This is a genomic window from uncultured Croceicoccus sp. (assembly GCF_947496385.1).
GTDB lineage: Bacteria > Pseudomonadota > Alphaproteobacteria > Sphingomonadales > Sphingomonadaceae > Croceicoccus.
On the sequence record NZ_CANMCP010000003.1, the window covers coordinates 366,768 to 381,331 of the forward strand.

At 62.7% G+C, this 14,564-nt stretch carries 12 protein-coding genes and 2 pseudogenes; 8 read left to right on the top strand and 6 right to left on the bottom strand.

The window, feature by feature from the left end; genetic code table 11:
• The first annotated feature begins 182 nt into the window (after window positions 1-182).
• The 3 genes from gltB to Q0897_RS07520 are packed head-to-tail and all read left to right on the top strand — an operon-like array spanning window position 183 to window position 6,758.
• Window positions 183-4,829, top strand: a complete 4,647-nt coding sequence (gene gltB / locus Q0897_RS07510) for a glutamate synthase large subunit (protein ID WP_299308615.1) — start codon at window positions 183-185, stop codon at window positions 4,827-4,829.
• Between the two features lie 13 nt (window positions 4,830-4,842).
• Entirely contained in the window at window positions 4,843-6,279 is a 1,437-nt protein-coding gene (locus tag Q0897_RS07515) for a glutamate synthase subunit beta (protein ID WP_299308616.1), read from the top strand.
• Between the two features lie 8 nt (window positions 6,280-6,287).
• A complete protein-coding gene (locus Q0897_RS07520) occupies window positions 6,288-6,758 on the top strand; it encodes a GNAT family N-acetyltransferase (RefSeq protein WP_299308617.1) in 471 nt (156 codons plus the stop codon).
• Here Q0897_RS07520 and Q0897_RS07525 read toward each other — a convergent pair.
• The gene (locus tag Q0897_RS07525) at window positions 6,727-7,203 is read right to left on the bottom strand and encodes an Lrp/AsnC family transcriptional regulator (RefSeq protein WP_338026389.1); all 477 of its coding nucleotides are present in this window, start codon (window positions 7,201-7,203) and stop codon (window positions 6,727-6,729) included. The two genes, Q0897_RS07520 and Q0897_RS07525, sit on opposite strands and share 32 nt — an antisense overlap.
• A gap of 94 nt (window positions 7,204-7,297) precedes the next feature.
• Here Q0897_RS07525 and phhA point away from each other — a divergent pair, with 94 nt between their 5' ends.
• Together phhA and hppD are read left to right on the top strand one after the other, a co-directional pair.
• Window positions 7,298-8,182: a phenylalanine 4-monooxygenase gene (phhA, locus tag Q0897_RS07530; protein WP_239805072.1), complete on the top strand. Its 885-nt coding sequence runs from the start codon at window positions 7,298-7,300 to the stop codon at window positions 8,180-8,182.
• Complete coding sequence (gene hppD, locus Q0897_RS07535; RefSeq protein WP_299308620.1) at window positions 8,179-9,288, top strand: 4-hydroxyphenylpyruvate dioxygenase; 1,110 nt, start codon at window positions 8,179-8,181, stop codon at window positions 9,286-9,288. Before phhA ends, hppD begins: the two co-directional genes overlap by 4 nt.
• A gap of 11 nt (window positions 9,289-9,299) precedes the next feature.
• Here the strand turns inward: hppD and Q0897_RS07540 are convergent, their stop codons facing one another.
• On the bottom strand, window positions 9,300-9,977 hold the full coding sequence (locus tag Q0897_RS07540; protein WP_299308621.1) for a uracil-DNA glycosylase: 678 nt from the start codon (window positions 9,975-9,977) through the stop codon (window positions 9,300-9,302).
• A 79-nt stretch (window positions 9,978-10,056) separates the two neighbouring features.
• On the opposite strand from Q0897_RS07540, the gene Q0897_RS07545 reads away from it, so the two are divergent.
• The 3 genes from Q0897_RS07545 to Q0897_RS07555 all read left to right on the top strand — a co-directional run bounded on the left by Q0897_RS07545 (window position 10,057) and on the right by Q0897_RS07555 (window position 11,975).
• The gene (locus Q0897_RS07545; protein WP_299308623.1) at window positions 10,057-10,677 is read left to right on the top strand and encodes a ribonuclease D; all 621 of its coding nucleotides are present in this window, start codon (window positions 10,057-10,059) and stop codon (window positions 10,675-10,677) included.
• A 69-nt stretch (window positions 10,678-10,746) separates the two neighbouring features.
• Window positions 10,747-11,394: an LPS export ABC transporter periplasmic protein LptC gene (locus Q0897_RS07550; RefSeq protein WP_299308624.1), complete on the top strand. Its 648-nt coding sequence runs from the start codon at window positions 10,747-10,749 to the stop codon at window positions 11,392-11,394.
• A complete protein-coding gene (locus Q0897_RS07555) occupies window positions 11,391-11,975 on the top strand; it encodes an LptA/OstA family protein (protein ID WP_275588717.1) in 585 nt (194 codons plus the stop codon). Before Q0897_RS07550 ends, Q0897_RS07555 begins: the two co-directional genes overlap by 4 nt.
• A gap of 331 nt (window positions 11,976-12,306) precedes the next feature.
• Here Q0897_RS07555 and Q0897_RS07560 read toward each other — a convergent pair.
• The 4 genes and pseudogenes from Q0897_RS07560 to Q0897_RS07575 form a co-directional block, all read right to left on the bottom strand.
• Window positions 12,307-12,723 (bottom strand): annotated as a pseudogene (locus Q0897_RS07560) (transposase); the annotation flags it as partial.
• Window positions 12,724-12,938: 215 nt separating this feature from the next.
• The gene (locus tag Q0897_RS07565; RefSeq protein ID WP_239805078.1) at window positions 12,939-13,196 is read right to left on the bottom strand and encodes a helix-turn-helix domain-containing protein; all 258 of its coding nucleotides are present in this window, start codon (window positions 13,194-13,196) and stop codon (window positions 12,939-12,941) included.
• A 254-nt stretch (window positions 13,197-13,450) separates the two neighbouring features.
• Window positions 13,451-14,271 (bottom strand): annotated as a pseudogene (locus Q0897_RS07570) (IS3 family transposase); the annotation flags it as partial.
• A gap of 11 nt (window positions 14,272-14,282) precedes the next feature.
• Window positions 14,283-14,564 (bottom strand): transposase (locus Q0897_RS07575; protein ID WP_299308625.1); only part of this gene is annotated, 282 nt, incomplete at its 5' end.

Genomic DNA, 14,564 nt, shown 5'->3' on the forward strand with positions numbered 1-14,564 from the left:
GCGAAAAATTGCCGCAGATGCGTCGCGTCTTGCCGAAAAACCCGCGCCGCATAGTTGCAAAAACAGTTTCCTTTCGCCAAAGGGGGCTGAACGCGCAACTTTTCGCTGCCTTTCGGGGTGGGTCGATATGTTGCGCCTGATTTCCGGGCAATCAGGCCCGGGTTCCGACAGGATAGGTGACTATGGGTTTTCCGCCGGTTCAAGGCCTCTACGATTCGCGTAACGAACATGACGCATGTGGCGTGGGCTTCGTTGCTCATATCAAAGGCGAAAAATCGAACGCGATCATCAAACAGGGCCTGACCATCCTGGAAAACCTGGACCATCGCGGTGCGGTCGGGGCCGACCCGCTGCTGGGCGATGGCGCGGGCCTGCTCATTCAGATGCCCGATGCGCTCTATCGCCGCTGGGCCGAGGGGGCGGGGCTGACGCTGCCGCCGCTTGGGCAATATGCGGTCGCGATGTGCTTCCTGCCGCGTGACGAGCCATCCCGCGATTTCACCATCGCCAATTTCGAGAAGTTCATCGCCAAGGAAGGCCAGACGCTGATCGGCTGGCGCGACGTGCCCACCACGCTCGACGGGCTGGGCAAGACGGTGCTCGAGGAGATGCCGGTCATCCGGCAGTGCTTCATCGCGATGGGCGACAATTGCGCCGATCAGGACGCGTTCGAGCGCAAGCTGCTGACCATTCGCAAGCAGGCGCAGAACCCGCTTGCCGCATTGGCGGAAAAGCATGACCTGCCCGGCCTGACCGAGCTTTACATGCCGAGCTTCTCCACCCGCACGGTGGTGTATAAAGGCCTGCTGCTCGCGAACCAGGTCGGTTCGTTCTACGACGACCTGCGCGATCCCGATTGCACGTCGGCACTGGCGCTCGTGCACCAGCGTTTCAGCACGAACACCTTCCCGAGCTGGCGGCTCGCCCAACCGTTCCGGTTCATCGCTCATAATGGCGAGATCAACACGGTGCGCGGGAACGTCAACTGGATGAACGCGCGCCGCCGCACCATGGAATCGGACCTGCTGGGCGCCGATCTCGACAAGATGTGGCCGATCATCCCGCACGGGCAATCGGACACCGCGTGCCTCGACAATGCGCTCGAACTGCTGCTGGCGGGCGGATACAGCCTTGCCCATGCGATGATGATGCTCATCCCCGAGGCATGGGCCAAGAACGAGGAAATGGACCCGGCCCGCCGCGCGTTCTACGAATATCACGCCGCGTTGATGGAGCCGTGGGACGGCCCGGCCGCGGTCGCCTTCACCGACGGGCGGCAGATCGCCGGCACGCTCGACCGAAATGGGCTGCGCCCCGCCCGCTGGCTGGAGACGAAGGACAATCTCGTCTGCATGGCCTCGGAAAGCGGCGTGCTGCCGTTTGCCGAAGAGGACATCGTGCGCAAATGGCGGCTCCAGCCGGGCAAGATGCTGCTGATCGATCTTGAAGAAGGGCGCATCGTCGAGGACGAGGAGCTGAAGGCGAAGCTTTCGGCGGACGAACCCTATGCCGACTGGCTCAACCGGTCGCAGTACAAGCTCAAGGATCTCGACGCGGTGGAGCCGGAGGCGGGCGATACCCCGCAGGGCGACGAAACGACCCTGCTCGACCGTCAGCAGGCCTTCGGTTACAGCCAGGAGGACGTGACGAAGTTCCTCGAGCCGATGCTCAATACCGGCGAGGATCCGATCGGCTCGATGGGCACGGACACGCCGATTGCCGTGCTGTCGCAGCGTTCACGCCTGCTCTACGATTATTTCAAGCAGAACTTCGCGCAGGTCACCAACCCGCCCATCGATCCGATCCGCGAGGAGTTGGTGATGAGCCTGGTGTCGATGATCGGCCCGCGCCCGAACCTGCTCGGCCACGATGCCGGCACGCACAAGCGGCTCGAAGTGACGCAGCCGATCCTGACCAATGCCGATGTCGCCAAGATCCGCTCGGTCGAGGAAGCGCTCGACGGCGCGTTCCGGACCGAGACGATCGACATCACCTGGGACGCCGCGACCGGTGCCGAGGGGCTGGAAATGGCGCTCAAGGAAATGTGCTGGGCCGCGACCGAGGCGGTCCTGCAGGATCGCAACATCCTCATCCTGTCCGACCGGGCGCAGGGCAAGGACCGGATCGCCATGCCCGCATTGCTGGCGACGGCGGCGGTGCATCACCACCTCGTGCGGCAGGGGCTGCGCATGCAGACGGGGCTCGTCGTGGAAACGGGCGAGGCGCGCGAGGTGCATCATTTCTGCGTGCTCGCAGGCTATGGCGCCGAAGCGGTGAACCCCTATCTCGCGTTCGAGACGCTCGAACAGATCCGCCGTGAGAACGACAGCCCGCTATCGCGCGAGGAGGTCGAGAAGAACTACGTCAAGGCGATCGGCAAGGGCATTCGCAAGGTCATGTCCAAGATGGGCATCTCGACCTATCAATCCTATTGCGGGGCGCAGATCTTCGACGCGGTCGGCCTGTCGAGCGCGTTCGTCGAGCGCTTCTTTACCGGCACCGCCACCACGATCGAGGGTGTCGGCCTGTCCGAAATCGCCACCGAAACCGTGCGCCGGCACGAGGCGGCCTATGGCGACGAGCAGATCTATTCGAATATGCTCGACGTCGGCGGGATCTACCAATATCGCGTCCGGGGCGAGGACCATGCATGGACCCCGTCGAACATTGCCGACCTGCAGCACGCGGTGCGCGGCAAGAATTTCGACACGTATGAACAATATGCCGCATCGGTGAACGAGCAATCGGAACGGCTGCTCACCATTCGCGGATTGATGGACCTGAAAAAGGCCGACGGCGCCATCCCGATCGAGGAGGTCGAACCAGCCGCCGAAATCGTCAAGCGGTTCAGCACCGGCGCGATGAGCTACGGCTCCATCAGCTGGGAGGCGCATACCACGCTGGCGGTCGCGATGAACCGCATTGGCGGGCGTTCGAACACCGGCGAGGGGGGCGAGGAGCCTGCGCGTTTCAAGCCGCTCGACAATGGCGACACCATGCGCAGCCGGATCAAGCAGGTCGCATCGGGCCGGTTTGGCGTGACGACCGAATATCTCGTCAATTCCGACGATATCCAGATCAAGATGGCGCAGGGTGCAAAGCCCGGCGAAGGTGGGCAATTGCCCGGCCACAAGGTCGACAAGACCATTGCCAAGGTGCGCCATTCGACGCCGGGCGTGGGCCTGATCTCGCCGCCGCCGCATCATGACATCTATTCGATCGAGGATCTGGCACAGCTGATCCACGACCTGAAGAACGTGAATTCGGATGCGCGCATTTCGGTCAAGCTGGTGTCCGAGGTCGGCGTCGGCACGGTCGCCGCCGGCGTGTCGAAGGCGCGCGCGGACCATGTCACCATTTCGGGATACGAGGGCGGGACCGGCGCGTCGCCGCTGACGTCGCTGACCCATGCGGGCAGCCCGTGGGAAATCGGCCTTGCCGAGACGCAGCAGACGCTGCTCCTCAACAATCTGCGCAGCCGGATCGCGGTGCAGGTCGATGGCGGCCTGCGCACCGGGCGCGACGTTGCCATTGGCGCATTGCTCGGCGCGGACGAGTTCGGCTTTGCCACCGCCCCGCTGATCGCGGCGGGCTGCATCATGATGCGCAAGTGCCACCTCAACACCTGCCCGGTCGGCGTCGCGACGCAGAACCCCGAATTGCGCAAGCGTTTCGTGGGCACGCCCGAGCATGTCATTAATTACTTCTTCTTCGTGGCCGAGGAGCTGCGCAAGATCATGGCCGAGATGGGCTTCCGCACCGTCGAGGAAATGGTCGGCCGTGTCGATCGCATCGACATGAAGAAGGCGATCCGCCACTGGAAGGCGGATGGCGTCGACCTGTCGCGCCTGCTGCACGTGGTCGAACCGGCCGAAGGGACGAAGCTGTTCCAGACGGACGAACAGGATCACGGGCTCGATGCCGCGCTCGACCGCACGTTGATCCGCGACGCGGCCCCTGCGCTCGACCGGCAGGAGGCGGTGCAGATCTCGCGCGAGATTCGCAACGTCAACCGGACGACCGGCGCGATGCTGTCGGGCGAGATTGCAAAGAAGTACGGCCATGCCGGGCTTCCCGACAACACGATCCGCATCGATTTCACCGGCGTGGCCGGACAGAGCTTCGGCGCATGGCTGGCCCATGGCGTGACGATGCAGCTGACCGGCGATTGCAACGATTACGTCGGCAAGGGATTGTCGGGCGGGCGCCTGATCGTGAAGCAGCCCGATGGGTTGTCACGCGATCCGGGCGAGAACATCATCGTCGGCAACACCGTTCTGTATGGCGCGATCGCCGGCGAGGCGTTCTTCAACGGGGTGGCCGGCGAACGCTTTGCCGTGCGTAACTCCGGCGCCATCGCGGTGGTCGAGGGCACCGGCGATCATGGCTGCGAATATATGACCGGCGGCGTGGTCTGCGTGCTGGGCCGGACCGGGCGCAATTTCGCGGCCGGGATGAGCGGCGGCATCGCCTATGTCTATGACGAGGACGGACAGTTCGCGAAGCGGTGCAACACCGACATGGTCGACCTGCGCGAAATCGGGAGCGTGGGTCAGGACGACGACATGTCCGGCCACCGCCCGGAACAGCGCGGCCACGGGGTAGAGGATTTCGGCATGGGCGATCCGCTCTACCACGACGCCGAACGCATCCGCATCCTGCTCGAACGGCATCAGCTCCACACCGGAAGCCGCAAGGCCGCCGCATTGCTCGCCGATTTCGACACAACGCTGAAAAAGTTCGTGAAGATCATGCCGCTCGATTATGAAAACGCGTTGAAGATGCTGGAAGCCGAGGCCCAGCAGGCCGAAACGGTCGCGGCGGAATAAGGGAGCATTAGACATGGGCAAGGAAACAGGCTTCCTCGAACTCGACCGGCAGGACCGAAGCTATGCCGCACCCGAAGAGCGGTTGCAGCATTACAAGGAATTCACGATTCCGCACAGCGAGGGCGAGCTGAAAGGCCAGGCTTCGCGCTGCATGAATTGCGGGATTCCGTATTGTCACAACGGCTGTCCGGTGAACAACATCATCCCGGACTGGAACCATCTGGTCTATACCAACGAATGGCGCGAGGCGTTGATCAACCTCCATTCGACGAATAATTTTCCCGAGTTCACCGGCCGCATCTGCCCCGCCCCGTGCGAGGCGGCGTGCACGCTCAACATCACCGATGCGCCGGTTACGATCAAGTCGATCGAATGCGCCATCGTCGACAAGGGATGGGAAGAAGGCTGGATCACGCCGCAGCCGCCGAAACAGCGCACGGGCAAGACCGTCGCCGTCGTCGGCTCCGGCCCCGCCGGCATGGCCTGCGCACAGCAACTCGCCCGCGCGGGGCATTCCGTCACCCTGTTCGAGAAGAACGACCGGGTCGGCGGGCTGATGCGGTATGGCATTCCCGACTTCAAGATGGAGAAGCACCTCATCAATCGCCGCGCCGGGCAGATGGAGGCCGAGGGCGTGCATTTCCGCACCTCGACCGAGGTGGGCGTCGATATTTCGATGAAGACGCTGAAGGAGAATTTCGATGCCGTCGTCCTGTCGGGCGGGGCGGAGGAAGCGCGTCAGCTCGACATTCCGGGCGCCGAAATGTCCGGCGTGCGGCTGGCGATGGAATTCCTGACGCAGCAGAACAAGCGCAACGCCGGCGACGATGAACAGCGCGCCGCCCCGCGCGGCACGCTGACCGCGACGGGCAAGCATGTCATCGTCATCGGCGGCGGCGATACGGGCTCCGACTGTGTCGGCACGTCCAACCGGCAGGGCGCGAAAAGCGTGACCCAGCTCGAAATCATGCCGCAGCCGCCGGAGAAGGAAGACAAGCTGCTGACCTGGCCGCACTGGCCGCTGAAAATGCGGACATCGTCGAGCCACGAGGAAGGGGTGGATCGCGATTTCTCCGTCCTGACCAAGCGTGTCGTCGGCGAAAACGGCACGGTCACAGGCCTCGAATGCGTGCGCCTCGAATGGGAAGGGCGCGAGATGAAGGAAGTCGAGGGCAGCAATTTCACGCTTCCCGCCGACCTCATCCTGCTTGCCATGGGCTTTACCGGCCCGCGCAAGACCGGGATGCTGGACCAAGCCGCGGTCGAGCATGACGCGCGCGGCAATGTGAAGGCGAACACCATCGATTACCGCACCAGCGACGAAAACGTCTGGGCATGCGGCGACATGCGCCGGGGGCAGAGCCTGGTCGTATGGGCCATTCGCGAAGGCCGCCAGTGCGCGCGCAGCGTGGACGAGGCGCTGATGGGGCGGACCGACCTGCCCCGGTAACGCGGCCGGTGGCGCCCGCCCGCCTCGCGCGGATGGACGATCTTCCCGCGCTGCTGGCGCTCTTCGCGACATGCGAAGTCAGCCCGGCAGCGCGGCCCCCTGCGCGGGCCGCGGCGATCTGGCAGGAGACGATGGACAGCCGTTTCGCGCATGTCTTCGTCGCGGTCGCAGGGCAGGAAATTGCCGCGACATCCATGCTCGTCACCGCGCCCAACATCCTGCGCGAGGGACGCTCCCACTCCTTCCTCGAAAACGTGATGACGCACCCCGCATGGCGCGGGCGCGGTCTTGGCCGGTCGGTCGTGGCCGCGGCGCTCGCTCACGCATGGACGCTCGATTGCCATCAGGTGCTGTTGCAAAGCGGGCGGGCCGACCCGCGCGTTTACCGGTTTTACGAAAGCGCCGGTTTCCGGCCCGGCCTGCGGACCGCCTATGCCGCGATGCGCCCTATTGCAGGGGCAGCGCCCGGGTCCGCTTGACCTCCTCCAGCGCGATGACCGATTTCACGTCCCGCACCCCCCTGATGCGGAGCAGGGTCTTCAACGTGATCTGGCTGAGATGATCGACATCGCGCGCCACGACATGGAGCAGATAATCCATGTCGCCGGTCACCGCATGGCACGTGATGATATGTGGGTTGGCGGCGATTTCCGCTTCGAAATGGGCGATGATCTCGTCCTCGTGCCGTTCGAGGTTCACCTGCACATAGGCTTCGAGCGCGAGGCCCAGCATCCGTCCGTCGAGCAGCGCGGCATAGCCCGTGATGAGACCGTCCTCTTCCAGCCGCTTGAGCCTGCGGCTCACCGGCGTGGGTGACAGGGCGACGGTTTCGGCCAGCTGCGCGATGGACATCCGCCCATCCTTTTGCAGGGCAGCGATGATTGCACGGTCGAAAGCGTCCAGTTCCAACGAAAATCCCCTCAAAAATCCGTATTATTGGTGAAATCCCCTACCCGCCGCCCGTCGACGTGGCAATTGCGCACGGAAACCCTTTGCCGTCCGTGTTAGTTTGAGGACCATGGAAACACCGTCGACAGCAAAGAGCACCAGCGACCTTCGCGGCGATTACAGCCAAGCGGCGGACGACTGGACCGTGCCACAGGGCTGGGAGGATTACAGCGAGGCGGAGCACGACCGCTGGCGCCGTCTCTATGCCCGGCAAAGCGCGATTGTGCGCGAACATGCCGCGCCGGAATTTCTCGCCGGGCTGGACCGGCTGGACTGCGCCGGCGGCATTCCCCGATTCGAGGATGCGAACGCGGTGATCGAGGCGGCGACGGGCTGGACCCTCGTCGGCGTGCCGGGGTTCATTCCCGATGCCAATTTCTTTGACCATCTCGCCCATCGCCGCTTTCCGGTGACCGTCTGGATCCGCGAGGAGAAGGAGCTCGATTATCTGGTCGAGCCCGATCTGTTTCACGATTTCTTCGGCCATGTGCCGATGCTGCTCGATCCCGTGTTCGCCGATTTCCTTGCCGCCTACGGACAGGCGGGGGAGAAGGCGATGACGATGGACGCGCTCGACATGCTGGCACGGATATACTGGTACACGGTGGAGTTCGGGCTGATGCAGACCGATGCGGGGCTGAAGGCGTTCGGCGCGGGGATCGTGTCGTCCTCGGGCGAAACGGTCTATTCGGTGCAGGATGAAAACGTGCTGCGCCTGCATTTCGATCCGGTGCGGGTCATGCGCACTGCCTATGCGATCGACGATTTTCAGAAGGTCTATTTCGTGCTCGACAGCACGCAGCAGCTGATCGACGAGCTCGTCGGGCTGGATTTCGGACCCGTCTACGAAACATACCGCGATGCCGCGCCCTTCCCGCCCGAACAGGTGCAGGATGGCGACCGCGTGCATTCGCCTTACCGCCACTCCAAAGCTCACGAGGAGCAAACTATATGACCGATCTTTTCGAAAATCCCATCGGCCTCGACGGGTTCGAATTCGTCGAGTTCTCCGCCCCCGAAAAAGGCATGCTGGAACCGGTATTCGAAGCCATGGGCTTTACGAAGGTGGCCCGCCACCGGTCCAAGGACGTCGCGCTGTGGCGCCAGGGCGAAATCAACCTCGTCACCAATTACGAACCGCGCAGCCCGGCCTGGTTCTTCAGCCGGGAACACGGGCCGAGCGCGTGCGGCATGGCATTCCGGGTCAAGGACGCGGGGAAGGCCTATGCCGAGCTGCTCGAACGCGGCGCGGAGCCGGTCGAGGTCGAAACCGGCCCGATGGAATTGCGCCTGCCTGCCATTCGCGGCATCGGCAATGCGATCATCTACCTCGTCGACCGCTATGACGATCCTGATCACAAGGGCGACGAACGTGCGCTCTCAATCTACGACATCGATTTCGAATATCTGCCCGGCGTCGAACGGTTTCCGCGCGGGGCGGCGCTCGACCGGATCGATCACCTCACCCACAATGTGTATGGCGGGCGCATGGCGTTCTGGGCCGATTATTACGAGAAGCTCTTCAATTTCCGCGAGATCCGCTATTTCGACATCAAGGGCGAATATACCGGCCTCACGTCCAAGGCGCTGACCGCGCCCGATGGCAAGATCCGCATCCCCCTCAACGAGGAAGGCGACGGCGGCAAGGGCCAGATCGAGGAATTCCTGCGCGAATATAATGGCGAGGGGATTCAGCACATCGCCTTCATCTCCGACAATCTGTTCGAGACGTGGGACCGTTTGAAGGAAACCGGCGTCCCGTTCATGACCGCGCCGCCCGAAACCTATTACGAGATGCTGGAAGAACGCCTTCCCGGACACGGCGTCGCGGTGGAGGAATTGCGCAAGCGGGGCATCCTGCTCGACGGGTCGACCGAGGGCGGCCAGCCGCGCCTCCTGCTCCAGATTTTCGCCGAGGCCAGCATCGGCCCGGTGTTCTTCGAATTCATTCAGCGCAAGGGCGACGAAGGCTTTGGCGAAGGCAATTTCAAGGCGCTCTTCGAAAGCATGGAACGCGACCAAGTGCGGCGCGGCACCTTGAAGATCGACGAAACCGCCTGAACCCCGCCCTTTTACCAGTCGATTCGGCCGCGCCCGTGTTCGGAGAGGAACGCGTTGGCGCGGCTGAACGGTTTTGAGCCGAAAAAGCCGCGATGCGCTGAAAGCGGGCTGGGATGCGGCGACCGGATGACGCAGTGCGGGCCATCGTCCGACAGGCCGATCCGGTCCGCCTTGCCCTGCGCGTGGCTGCCCCACAGGATGAAGACGGTCGGCGCGCCCTGCGCCGCGACGGCGGCCACAACCGCATCGGTAATCGGCTCCCACCCGCGTTTCTGATGCGAGCCGGCGGCCCCTGCCTCCACCGTCAATGCATTGTTGAGCAGGAGCACGCCCTGCTCCGCCCATCGCGTCAGATCGCCACCGGGTGGCGGGGGCGTCCCGCAATCCGCCTCCAGCTCCTTGAAGATATTGCGGAGCGAGGGCGGCAGCTTCTGCGACCCTGCGACCGAGAACGCCAGCCCGTTCGCCTGCCCCGGCCCGTGATAGGGGTCCTGTCCCAGGATCACGACCCGCACCGCGTCGGGCGGGGTGAGTTCGAGCGCGCGCAGCCGCTGCCCGCGCGGCGGGTAGATCGTGCGCCCGGCATCCTCCTCCGCCCTAAGCCAGCCGCCGAGTTGCCGCGCCTCCGGCCGGTCGAGAACGGGCGCGAGGATCGGGGCCCAGGCGGGCGGTACGGCATGGTCGGTCATGGCTCGTATGCCTAGCCATCAGACGCGGCGCTCGCCACCCCCCTTCCCCTCTTTCGCCAATCGGCCTAAGGGCAAGGGCATGACAGTGCATTTTCATGAAGAAGACCTGCCCGAAGGCGTGCTCACCCCCGGCCCGATCGCGGTGGATACCGAAACCATGGGGCTCGTCACCCGGCGCGACCGGCTCTGCGTCGTGCAGATCGCGGACGGCAACGGCGACGAACATCTCGTGCGGTTTGCGCCCGACAGCCGGTATGACGCGCCGAACCTCAAGGCGGTGCTGGCCGATCCGGCGCGGGAGAAATATTATCATTTCGCCCGCTTCGACCTCGCCGCGATCCAGTATTACCTCGGCGTGATGGCCGCGCCCGTATTCTGCACCAAGATCGCGAGCAAGCTGACCCGGACCTACACCGACCGGCACGGGCTCAAGAATCTGGTCAATGAATTGCTGAACAAGGATATTTCCAAGCAGCAGCAATCAAGCGACTGGGGCGCGCCGACGCTCAACGATGCACAGAAGGATTATGCCGCCTCTGATGTCCGCTTCCTGCACGCGATGGTAGAGATTTTTCGCGAAAGACTGGAGCGCGAAAACCGTACCGCCATGGCCAAAGCCTGTTTCGATTTCCTGCCGACGCGCGCGCTGCTCGACATCGCCGGGTGGGAAGACAAGGATATATTCAGCCACGAAGCCTGAGGATAGCCGGCGCCGCCCCCTCCCGGGTCGCAGGTTTCAATCCGCCGCCCCGCCCCCATATGGATCGTCATGACCGCACAGGCCGAACTCATCCGCGACAAACGCCGCCACGTGGCGCGTCCCGGTGGCGGGCATGACCGGCTGATCCGGGTTCTGCTGTTCGCGCTTCCCATCGCGATCGGCGTGGTGGCCGCGCTCATGGTGCTCGCCCCGCTCGCCCCGCGCAGCGAGATCAGCTTCCTGCTCGATCGCAACAAGGTTGCATTGACTGACAACCGCATGGCGGTGGAACGGGCGATGTATCGCGGGGCGGATGACAAGGGGCGCCCGTTCTCCATCAATGCGGGCGAAGCGGTGCAGCGTACCGAAGCGATTCGCGAGGTCGAACTTGATTCGCTCATCGCGCGTATCTTGTTGAACGAGGGGCCGGCCCAATTGACGGCGAGCCGAGGTCTTTACGATTTCGGGGACGAGCGCATTGACGTCGGCGGAGTGGTGAATTTCACCGCGGCGGACGGCTATCGGTTGATGGCGCGCAATGTGTCCATCGATCTCGCCTCCCAATCGCTCGTCGGCGAAGGGCGGATCGAGGGCAAAATTCCGTCGGGCCGGTTCAGCGCCGATCGCCTCGAAGTGGATTTGCAGGACCGCACGGTTTCGCTTATCGGCGATGCACGCCTGCGCATGGTTCCGGGCGAATTGAGGCTTCCGCAATGATCCGATCGAAAATACTTTCGCGCATTCCGACACCGGTTCAGGCGGGCGTGGCGGCCTTCGCCCTTACCTTTGCCGGTGTCGCAGCATTCGCCGGTTCACCCTTGTCGGCGCAGTCCATCGCAGGTTTTAATTCGGATCAGCCAGTCAATTATGCCGCCGATCGCATCGAATTGCAGGACCGTTCGAACCGCGTCGTCCTGTCGGGTGATGTCGTCATCGATCAGGGAGATTTGCGGCTGACGGCGGAACGCACCATCGTCAATTACTCCGACACCGGTACCTTGCGTATTCAGCGGATCGCGGCGACGGGCGGCGTGCGGGTTATGCGCGCCACCGAAACCGCGAGCGGGGACGTGGGCGTTTATGATTTCAACCGCCGAATAATTACGTTGACAGGCGACGTTGCTCTGCGCCGCGGGTCCGACACGTTAAACGGCGAACGGCTTACAATCGATCTCAATACCGGCGTGTCCAGCGTTAATGGCAGCACGGCTAGTTCCGCGGCGATAGCTAACGAAGGTGGGATGGTTCGCCGCAATAGTGGCCGCGTGACCGGAAGTTTTTCTGTTCCGAAGCAATAGCCGCCGCATTGCATGCGGCCCAGTTGCGGGCATAAGGTGCAAAAAGATGAGATTTATTTAGCACTTTCCGGAAGGCAAAGACGCGTTTCGGACTCAACGCATTCTTTGCACGCACGATTGCTTTTGTAGAATGTTCATCGCGCCTGAGGGTCGGTTCAGAACTTCTGCTGCGCCGAGAGCCAGCGAGAATGTCATGAGCGCATTTCCAAAATTAAGTGATATCTGCAATCTCTTCAACTGGATTAGACTATTGCCGGATCCTGCAGGGGCGGTAGGCATTCGGGTAGTATCGAGACCCTCCACGAAACCGACTAATACCAAGGCGCGTTGATCATGACCCATGGGTCCATCGACGACGTCCGATGGACAAGGTGCGCCAAGTCTGATTAGCGAGCCTTTTCCAGGCGAAGCAGCCATGGTCGACGATGTCGTCGTAGGATTTGAAGGTGCGGTTCGACAGCCAGTTGTCGCGCATGAACTGCCAGAAGTTGTCGACCGGGTTAAGTTCGGGGCATCGTGGCGGCAGCGTCATCAGCGTGATGCTGGAGGGGACGACCAGTCCCGCCGGTCCCTGCCATCCTGCCTTTTCAGGATTTGATACGGCATTGGCCCTCGACGCAATGTGGAGAGCGATGCCCTCCAGATGCATACTCATCGCCTCGCTGTTGCACCGGAGCATGACGATGCCGGCAGCATTGCCCTGAGCAGGACAGATCGCAACAAAGAGCCAAGCTGATGATCGTGTCTCATCTTCAGCGGCGACGGTCTTTTGTCATACTTTTCCGGCGGAGAGTGAGCTTGGCCCGCTGACCGATACGGGCTTCATCCTGCCACCACAGCTCTACACGCGTTTCTTTCGGGAGGCTGCGTCTGATTTGCCTCTGGCAGGCAGCGAACTTTTTTAGAAATGGTTATGCCGGCAGGCTTCTGGCCGCGATGGCGGGGCCGCGCCGATAGCTTGCGTTAGCCCATCGCGCGAAGTTCGCGCCCGATGGTGTGGCGTGTGATCGATAGCTGGATCGGGCCGGTCTCGACCATCTCGGAGAGCCGGGCGCGCTGTGCATCTTTCAGAAGCGAGGCGCGCCCCGGCTCCTTGCGTTTCGCCAGGCCGCCGGGACCGCCATCATTGAATCGCAGCACCCAATCTCCCACGATCTCCAAGGTCACGCCGGCCAACTTCGCTGCCTCGCTCCGGCTCCCGCTGCCCAGAATCGCGGCCACCGCTAAAGGCCGACTGCATCACTGCATTGCCGGGCAAACCGGCGCATTTCCAATGATAGGTAATTTGATCGATCAACAATCGCCGCCGCCATCGTAAGCCTCCATCTGCTTGCGCTACCGAATCAGATTTTCAGCAGCTTGGGAATCCACAGCAGTGAATCATCGTCAGGTCTGGCCTGAAGGAAGGGCAGACGATGAAGCGTTCAACGTTTTCGGAAGAGCAGATTATAGGTCTGTGAGTAGCCCCTAGTTTTCTAGACGTCTTCTGCTTTCAAAATGTGCTGCCGTTCGAACTGTGCGGGTGACCGCATCCCTCTCCTGACCTGCTTGCGGACCGGGTTGTAAAACATCTCGATGTAATCGAACACGTCCTGCCGGGCTTTCTCGCGTGTTTTGTAGGTGCGTTGCCGAATGCGCTCACGCTTGAGTGAGGAGAAGAAGCTCTCGGCGACGGCGTTGTCATGGCAGTAGCCGCGCCGGCTCATCGAAGGCTCAAGATTGTGAGCCCGGATGAAGGAAGCCCAATCCATGCTGGTGAACTGCGAGCCCTGATCCGAGTGGATCAGCACCCGATGCTTCGTCTTGCGCCGCCATACCGCCATGTGCAGCGCCTGCAGCACCCCATCAGTAGTCTGGCGGTTCTGCATCGACCAACCCACCACGCGGCGCGAGTAAAGATCTGGCGATCCAGCTTTTGGTCGACCGCCAGGGAAGGTTTGCCGCCATAGCTGCCAGGCCGGCGCTTGTAGCCGACCTGGGCCTTGATACCCGCTAGCCTGGTTAACCGTGCAACGCGGTTGGGGCAGCAGGTTTCGCCATGATCCAGAAGGTCATCGTGCAGCTTGTGGTAGGCATAGACCTTGCTGCTGTCGTTCCAAGCTTTGCGGATCAGATCGGTCTGCGGGGCATCTTCCCGAGCCCGCTGGCTAAGCGGGCTCTTCTGCCAGGCATAGTAACCGCTGGGCTGCACGGCGAGGCAGCGGCACATCGCCCGCACGCCAAAACGATCACGATGCTCAGCAACAAATGCGTATCTCACTTTGCATTTCTGGCGAAATACGCGGTGGCCTTTTTTAGGCCGTAGACTCATAACGCGGCGCACCAGATTCGTGCACAGATGAGCTTGACGGCGGCGAGATAGTTGTCGGGGCACTTGTCATAGCGGGTGGCGATGCCACGGAAGTGCTTGATGCGGTTGAAGAAGCGCTCGACGAGGTTGCGCTGGCGATAGACCCAACCGGAGAAAGTGAAGCGCTGCTTGCGGTTGGATCGCGCCGGAATGTTGGCCCACGCGTTCTTGCGGGCAGCGGCTTCGCGGATGGCGTTGCTGTCATAGCCCTTGTCACCGAGCAGTGTTGCGCCTTCTGG

Bases quoted from the DNA above. Each gene is read 5' to 3' on its own strand.
- gltB (WP_299308615.1), top strand. From the start codon at position 183: ATGGGTTTTCCGCCGGTTCAAGGCCTCTACGATTCGCGTAACGAACAT.
- Q0897_RS07515 (WP_299308616.1), top strand. From the start codon at position 4,843: ATGGGCAAGGAAACAGGCTTCCTCGAACTCGACCGGCAGGACCGAAGC.
- phhA (WP_239805072.1), top strand. From the start codon at position 7,298: ATGGAAACACCGTCGACAGCAAAGAGCACCAGCGACCTTCGCGGCGAT.
- hppD (WP_299308620.1), top strand. From the start codon at position 8,179: ATGACCGATCTTTTCGAAAATCCCATCGGCCTCGACGGGTTCGAATTC.
- Q0897_RS07540 (WP_299308621.1), bottom strand. From the start codon at position 9,977: ATGACCGACCATGCCGTACCGCCCGCCTGGGCCCCGATCCTCGCGCCC.
- Q0897_RS07545 (WP_299308623.1), top strand. From the start codon at position 10,057: ATGACAGTGCATTTTCATGAAGAAGACCTGCCCGAAGGCGTGCTCACC.
- Q0897_RS07550 (WP_299308624.1), top strand. From the start codon at position 10,747: ATGACCGCACAGGCCGAACTCATCCGCGACAAACGCCGCCACGTGGCG.
- Q0897_RS07555 (WP_275588717.1), top strand. From the start codon at position 11,391: ATGATCCGATCGAAAATACTTTCGCGCATTCCGACACCGGTTCAGGCG.